Origin of the sequence: Corallococcus sp. CA053C (assembly GCF_003611675.1) — a bacterium.
Lineage (GTDB): Bacteria > Myxococcota > Myxococcia > Myxococcales > Myxococcaceae > Corallococcus.
The window spans coordinates 1-6,022 of record NZ_RAWA01000509.1 but is presented as its reverse complement, the minus strand read 5'-3'; the positions used below and the strand labels follow the sequence as shown (position 1 = coordinate 6,022).

Here is a 6,022-nt window from a genome sequence, read left to right as displayed (position 1 = left end):
AGATGGGTATAAGAGACAGGGAGGAGGGGCGGGGGTCGCCTGCGCTCGCGCGGTCCCGCCTCCCACCATCAGGAGGACCAGGAGCGCCGGCGTCAGCCGTGTGAGCCAGGTGTTCATCCGCCCGTGACCTCCAGCACCACATCATGCTCGATGCGTTGGTCGCCCGCGCGCGCCAGGGCCGTCACCAGGTAGCGCCCCGGCCGCTGTCCGCGCACCGCGATGGGGATCACGTTACTCCCCGCGCTCAGCGCCTGCGTCCACTGGAAGGAGCGCAGCGGCAATTCCTCGCCGTCCGCCCAGAAGGACAACCCTTCCGGCAGGCTCACCTGGAAGTCCGCCTGCTCCACGGCCACGTCCGCCGTGAAGTCCAGCTTGATGACCGCGACCTTGCTCACCGGCACCTGGGTGCCCGGCCGTTCGAGCGCGCGCGCCTGCGGGGTCTCCGGGACGGTGGCACCCGGCAGGTCGCGCACGGCGCCCAGCACCAGGAAGGTGGCCACCCCCGCCGCGATGCCCACCGCGGGCCAGAGCACGGGCGCGTGCCGCCGCCAGAAGGAGCGCACCGCATCCCACCCTGGCGCCGGTGTCGGTGGGCCGGCCTCTACCAGCCGACGGTGGAGCGTGGCCTGGAAGTCGAGCCCGGGCGCGTCGTCTCGCAGCGCCGCCAGACGCTCGCGCAACGCGCGGTCCTCGTTCTCCTCGGGCTCACTCATTTCCCACTCCTTGTCACATGCGACGGAATCTCCCGCCCGGATGTTCCCGCCGACGGTTCATCGGCCGGGCCGTCGGGCCCCTGTCCCCCCGCCAGCAGGGCCTTGAGGTGTGCCCGGCCGCGCGACAGACGCGACTTCACCGTGCCCACCGGGACGCCCTCGATGTCGGCCACCTCTTCATAGCTGTGCCCTTCCACGTCGAAGAGCACCACCGCCGTGCGGAACTCCTCCGGCAGCGCGCGCAGGGCCCGCCACAGCCGGTCCCGCTCCTGGGCGCGCATCAGCCCTTCGTCCGCGGATTCCGCGCCCGACGGCGCCAGGACGTGCTCCTGCTCCAGCGACTCCTCCCGGGCGCGCTCCCGGCCGGCACGGCTGCGGGTGGTGTCATAGAAGGTGTTGCGCACCACCGAATAGAGCCACGTCTGGAACGCGGACTGGAAGCGGTACGAGCGCAGGCTCCGGTACACCTTCACCAGCGCTTCCTGCGCCAGGTCGTCCACGTCCGCGTCCGATGCGGCGAAGGCCCGCGCGAAGCGGCGCACCCGCGGCAGGTGGGACGCGACGAGCAACTCGAAGGCCGGCACGCTGCCGTCCTGGGCTTCGAGGATGAGTGCGCGCAGTTCGCCGTCCACGGTCGGCGGCACTCTATCCGGCCCCGGGTCGCGCTCAAAAAGCCGCGAGAAATCATCCGCCGGGAACACGGCGGAAATTCATTTCGTCTCATGGAGGCAACGGGCAGCGGCCGGGCACCGGATGACACAAGGGAGCACGCACACATGAGGCACTGGAGCAGGGGCAGTCAGTGGCTTGGGGCAGTCGCGTTGGTGGTGGGCACCATGACGGTCGGCTGCGGTTCGGACTCCGCGAACTCGGACGCCACGTCGGAAGTGTCGCAGACCGTGGAGGCCACGTCGGACTCGAGCGACGCGGTGGAGGTGTCCAGCCTGCTGCATGGTCTGGACAAGCTGCGTCCCCAGGCCGTGGAAGGCTTTCACTGTGACGCGACCCCCGACATCACCACCGTGGACGTGTGTGGCAAGAGTCTGCCCGCCACGGTGCACCTGGAGTGGACGGACTGCGCGGCCCCGTCGCGACCCGGTGGACCTGGCGGTCCCGGCGGCGGTGGTGGCCATGAGGGCCCGCCGCCTCCTCCCCCGGACGGCGGAGCGCCCCCGGTGGACGGCCCGGCGTTCGGAGGCGGAGACGCGGGCAGGCCGGGTGGTCCTGGCGGGCCTGGCGGGCCTGGTGGTCGCGGCCCGCGCGGTGGACCGTCCAGCGGCACGGTGGACATCGTGAATGCCTATTCGGCCGCCGAGGACTGCACGGGCGCGGTGACGCAAAGCCAGACAGTCACCTTCGAGATCTCCCGCACGAACGCCGAGGGCGAGGTCTCCACGGTGAAGGGCACCACGTCCTCCACCTCGGAGCTGGTGGACGGCGCGCCGCCGCGGCAGAAGAGCACGCAGGCGGATGTGACGCGCACGCACACGGATGCGTCCGGCGCGGTGGTGAAGTCGGTGCGCCTGACGGGCGAGCTGTCCGTCGCGTTCTCCAGCGACACGCCGCCGGTGCGCACCATCGATGGCGCCTACACGGAGACCCTGCTCGATGGTTCGCAGGGCACCGTCACGCTCGCGGGCATCGTGCGGCCTTCGCGCGACGTGTGCCCCTGGCCTACGGGCGGCACGCTCACGCGCACCACCGCGGACGGGGAGAGCCACGTGCTCGCCTTCGGTCCGGCGTGCGGTGACGGCACGCTCGACGGCGCCACGGTGAGCCTGCCCGAGCGCGGTGAGCGCGGCGGCGGTCGCCACTAATCACTTTCACGGGGCTCGCGGCCCGGGGGCAACTTCCTCTCCCCCTCCATCCTCCGGGCCGCGACGCCTCTCCCTACACGCGCGCAGAGGGCTCTTTCCTTCGGGTGGCAACGCGGATCAAGGCGCTGAGCGTCCGCCGATCTCCGGGAAGCGTTCGTAGGTCCGCTTGAGCGTGTCCAGATGGGCGGGGTTGTCCAGGTCGAGCGGCGCATCCGTGAGCCGCACGACCCACCCGCCCGTCGCCGTGCGCCGCGCCCGTGAGAGCAGTTCAGCGTCGCGCGCAGGGTCCGGGAACCCGATGGCCCGTGCGGCAGCGGCAGACCAGTAGTTCAGCCATCCGAGGTAGTAGGGAATCTCGGGCGAGCGGATGTGCTCGAAGAGCTTCAGGGCGGGCAACCCCCGGCGTGGGGCCGGCGGCCCTTCCAGCGTAGGTGCTGTCTGATGTGCGATGTCCAGCGCAGCGCCGTCCGGCGTCGCCTGCCCCCAGAATGCACGTGCGCCCTCTGCCACGGCTTCAAGCACATCCGCTGCTGCCGTGATTACGGCCGCGTCCAGTGGCAACTTTGCATGGACTTGGAGTTGTGGCCGACCGCCTGGGCTCACATACGCGGATCGGTGACGCCCGGAAATAACCACGGGGTATTGCTCATCGCCGTTACATACCAGCGGGAACTCGCCGCGCGTGGCCGCCTCGGATAACCACGCGTCGCGCTGTGGCAACGCGGCAAGCCGTCGCCTCTCGGTAACTCTCCATTCCATGCGCAAGCCGGGCAATGCTTGTTCCAAACCATGGACGACAGCGAGTGTGCGGTTGTCGTCACCCACAAGCGCAGGCGCATAGACGTTGAGGATGAGGGGGGGGCGAGAAGTCATCTTTTGCATCCCGTGACGACGACCTTGAAGGTGGAATCCTGCGCGAGCAGCGCGAGTCTGTGCGCGGCGGTGCTCACGCCAACAACGAAGTCATATCCACAGGCCCGCGCAACGTCGCGTTCCTTGTTCAATTGATTGAGTTCATTCTCAATCTCCCGCTCCTGGATGAAGCCGTTGTATGAGTCGAATCGATGGGTCTTGATTTCCCACAGCACGCGCACGCCGACTTGCAGCGCATCGAAGCGTATTCCGTCCACGCTCACGTCCATCCCAGGATAACGGTTGGGCGGGAACCAGTCGGCGCACTCGTTATGTGGAACATCCTTGGTTGCGCGCGGCACCGGAACAGGCTCGCAACTGGCGCGGCGCGTCCGGTCCACGAGCACGGGTGGCACCGGGGGCTGCCAGTCCTGCCCTGCTGGCTCGGGCTGTGGCTTGGGCTTGCGTTGCGCTTCAGCCTCCCGGGAGGCCACCTTCGTTCCGCGTGAGGTCCCTGCTTCCTCGGGGTAGGCGTGGCGGAACTCATACGCATCCAGTTCCTCCTTGATGGCGACTCCTACGACCACCACGCCAAGGACGATCACCGCACCCACAACAATCTCCGGTGCCGCCAGGACGCAAACCCCGAGTCCCATGGCAGCCGCGTCCGCGGAGGCGACCGTGCACCGTCCCGTCGGGTCGTGAAATCGGATCCGGTCCTGGTCGAGGGCCTGAAAACATCTCTCCGCCACCACGGACCAGGAATGGGAGGCCTCGTGGACGACGCAGCGTCCTCCGTCAGTCCAGGGCAGCTTTGCCGCTCGCTGGAGGTTGGCGATTCTCTGGCTCCGAGTCCCCCGCGCGCTGGGAGGCGGTGTCGACGCAGCGCAGGCGGAGAGAATCAGCAGGAGTCCGATGCAAGCGCGGGAACGCATGGTCACGACCTTTCCACCAGGTCAGGGGAGGGAGCTACGCAGGCGCGCAGACGATGAGGGTCATCTTCCGCCTGACGGTCCTCTCTACGGGTTGCCCGCTTCCGCGTACAGCACGAACCCATCGACGGGCATGGGTGCATGGGGGACGAGCGTCTCCACGAGAAAGAGGTTGTCACAGTGCTCGGCGTTCGGCCCGCCAAAGACAGTCTTGATGGCCGGCTCCACGCACTCGTCGGCGGAGAGAAACGTGCTGCCAGCTTGAGCGAGCCTGCGAACGATGTGCGCGGGATGAACGCTCCACTCCTGGCTTCCAGGAGCGATTCGCGTGCCGACCTGGCCGAGCCACTGCGCGAGATCCGCTTGCTGTGACTCAAAAAACTTATCGAATTCCGTCCTGGGAGGATTGGCGCTGGAGGGAGAGATCCATTCGGTCACACGCGCCTCCGGCATGGCCGACTCCGCCCATGCGGCCACTGCCGTTGGGTCAATGAGATGAAACCGCGTCCACGACCGCTCCATCGGCGGTTCGCCGTTCCAATAGCGCATCACATCAGAACCGACGAACCCTGAGAGTTCGACGCGCCCAGCGGCATCCACCTCCATCAAGAACGCGGGGGTGCTGTCGTAGATGTTGTACTGAAAGGCGGGCACGCCCAGCCGCGAGGAAAGGCGTGCGAGCAGCGGCGGGGTCCCCTGCATCAGGAGCTCGAAGGGTGCGGTGCGCAGGACGGTCCACCCGGGGGCGCCGTGAAACCCCGCCAGTCCCCAGCGCTGCACCTCGTCACCGAGCCCGTACTGCATGCGATCGGACCGCTCCGGGGTGCGTGGCCTGGGGGTGGTCAATCGCCGCCCCGCCTCCACCAACAAGCGTGAGAGTTCCCTCTCGACCCGAGCGATATCCGCACTCTGGATGAAGGCCACGTTGAGCCACGTTCCCATGGAGGATGCGCCTGCCTTTCTCAGCCCTGCTTTACAGGGGCGTGTCCCGGCGAGGAAGCGGCAGCGGCCAGGCAGGCTCCGCCCCTCGGTGTGCGCCCGCCCGCTCCCCACCTCATATTCCGGGAGGCGTAGGGCTGGAGCGGAGGCGACACGTGCTGCAAGAGAGCCGGACAACACCCGTGCAGGACGTGGGGCGTGGGCTGCTGGGCGCGTTCATGGTCGGCGCCGGCGCGGGGCATCTCAGCTTCGCGCGAGTGCCCTTCCAGGCGCAGGTGCCTGACTGGGTCCCGATGGACAAGGACACCGTGGTCCTGCTCTCCGGAGTGGTCGAGATAGGACTCGGGCTGACCCTGCTCTTCAACAAGCGGCACCGCGCCCTCGTCGGGCTGGGACTGGCGGCCTTCTTCGCGGCGGTTTTTCCCGGCAACCTGCATCAGTACGCCAAACACCTCCCCGCGTTCGGCCTCGATACGGACACCCAGCGGCTGGCGCGGCTGTTCTTCCAGCCCGTGCTGATGGGCTGGGCGCTGTGGTCCACCGGGGCCCGGCTCAAGACAGGCAAGAAGTCCGGGCCCCTGCCGCGCACCTGATGGGAGCGGAGCCAGGGCTGGCGTGTACCCCAAGGGGGCTCCAGCGGCCTGTCCACTGGCCGGGAGCATCGCTCGGGCGGCCCCGTCAGCGTCCCTCCTCGGCCCCTCTGCACCCTCCCTCCCGCTCAACAGGGCCCCCATCCCTCTGATGCGCCTCGGCTGTGCAGGGGGCTTCA

7 protein-coding genes are annotated in these 6,022 nt (G+C 68.6%); 2 read left to right on the top strand and 5 right to left on the bottom strand.

Annotated elements, in window-relative coordinates; translation table 11 throughout:
• Nucleotides 1-113: 113 nt before the first annotated feature.
• Together D7V97_RS38635 and D7V97_RS38630 are read right to left on the bottom strand one after the other, a co-directional pair.
• A complete protein-coding gene (locus D7V97_RS38635) occupies nt 114-713 on the bottom strand; it encodes a hypothetical protein (RefSeq protein ID WP_120615594.1) in 600 nt (199 codons plus the stop codon).
• The gene (locus D7V97_RS38630; protein ID WP_158623540.1) at nt 710-1,345 is read right to left on the bottom strand and encodes an RNA polymerase sigma factor; all 636 of its coding nucleotides are present in this window, start codon (nt 1,343-1,345) and stop codon (nt 710-712) included. Before D7V97_RS38630 ends, D7V97_RS38635 begins: the two co-directional genes overlap by 4 nt.
• 204 nt (nt 1,346-1,549) lie before the next feature.
• On the opposite strand from D7V97_RS38630, the gene D7V97_RS38625 reads away from it, so the two are divergent.
• Nucleotides 1,550-2,530, top strand: coding sequence for a hypothetical protein (locus tag D7V97_RS38625; RefSeq protein ID WP_147445156.1), 981 nt, complete (start codon nt 1,550-1,552; stop codon nt 2,528-2,530).
• A 117-nt stretch (nt 2,531-2,647) separates the two neighbouring features.
• Here D7V97_RS38625 and D7V97_RS38620 read toward each other — a convergent pair whose 3' ends face one another.
• The 3 genes from D7V97_RS38620 to D7V97_RS38610 form a co-directional block, all read right to left on the bottom strand.
• Complete coding sequence (locus D7V97_RS38620) at nt 2,648-3,403, bottom strand: DUF5953 family protein (protein ID WP_120615591.1); 756 nt, start codon at nt 3,401-3,403, stop codon at nt 2,648-2,650.
• Nucleotides 3,400-4,038 (bottom strand): DUF6310 domain-containing protein, encoded by a 639-nt coding sequence (locus D7V97_RS38615; protein ID WP_368669002.1) that lies wholly within the window; start codon nt 4,036-4,038, stop codon nt 3,400-3,402. Before D7V97_RS38615 ends, D7V97_RS38620 begins: the two co-directional genes overlap by 4 nt.
• A 363-nt stretch (nt 4,039-4,401) precedes the next feature.
• Nucleotides 4,402-5,256 (bottom strand): hypothetical protein, encoded by an 855-nt coding sequence (locus D7V97_RS38610; protein WP_120615590.1) that lies wholly within the window; start codon nt 5,254-5,256, stop codon nt 4,402-4,404.
• A gap of 152 nt (nt 5,257-5,408) precedes the next feature.
• Here D7V97_RS38610 and D7V97_RS38605 point away from each other — a divergent pair, with 152 nt between their 5' ends.
• A complete protein-coding gene (locus tag D7V97_RS38605) occupies nt 5,409-5,846 on the top strand; it encodes a hypothetical protein (RefSeq protein WP_120615589.1) in 438 nt (145 codons plus the stop codon).
• The last annotated feature ends 176 nt before the right edge of the window (nt 5,847-6,022 follow it).

Bases quoted from the DNA above. Each gene is read 5' to 3' on its own strand.
- D7V97_RS38635 (WP_120615594.1), bottom strand. From the start codon at position 713: ATGAGTGAGCCCGAGGAGAACGAGGACCGCGCGTTGCGCGAGCGTCTG.
- D7V97_RS38625 (WP_147445156.1), top strand. From the start codon at position 1,550: ATGACGGTCGGCTGCGGTTCGGACTCCGCGAACTCGGACGCCACGTCG.
- D7V97_RS38620 (WP_120615591.1), bottom strand. From the start codon at position 3,403: ATGACTTCTCGCCCCCCCCTCATCCTCAACGTCTATGCGCCTGCGCTT.
- D7V97_RS38615 (WP_368669002.1), bottom strand. From the start codon at position 4,038: ATGGGACTCGGGGTTTGCGTCCTGGCGGCACCGGAGATTGTTGTGGGT.
- D7V97_RS38610 (WP_120615590.1), bottom strand. From the start codon at position 5,256: ATGGGAACGTGGCTCAACGTGGCCTTCATCCAGAGTGCGGATATCGCT.